Here is a 474-nt window from a genome sequence, read left to right on the forward strand (position 1 = left end):
TGTTGACGCGTAAGCTGATTGTGCTCATCGCCGTACTGGAGTTTTTACTGGCTCTGTTACGGCTGATTGATCTGCTGAAATAATTCACGGATTGAAACGCACCAAAGGGGAAACACCCGTTTCCCCTTTTATAAACCTTTTACATTACGATACGTTTTTCAGAGGCGCGGCGTACTGATAAGGGGAAATATACCTGTCGAGATTCGCATCCAGATAATCCGCCCACCACTGCATCATCGCGATCCGCTCCTCCAGATATTCAGCCTTATGAATATAGGCCGCACGGACGCTGTTTCTTTCCTGATGGCTCATTTGCTTTTCAATGGCGTCTTTGCTCCACAGCCCTGACTCACTCAGCGCGCTGCACGCCATCGCCCGGAAACCGTGACCGCAGATCTCTTTTTTAGTATCGTATCCCATCACGCGCAGCGCCTTGTTGATAGTGTTGTCGCTCATACATTTATCCTGATCGTA

Annotated in this window: 1 protein-coding gene; it reads right to left on the bottom strand. The window is 48.9% G+C overall.

Annotated features, from left to right (window positions below; genetic code table 11):
* Positions 1-144: 144 nt before the first annotated feature.
* On the bottom strand, positions 145-474 hold a 330-nt coding region (locus FDX19_RS08070; protein WP_170974363.1), incomplete at its 5' end, for a tyrosine-type recombinase/integrase.

It is taken from the genome of Citrobacter sp. wls619, assembly GCF_005281345.1.
Lineage (GTDB): Bacteria > Pseudomonadota > Gammaproteobacteria > Enterobacterales > Enterobacteriaceae > Citrobacter.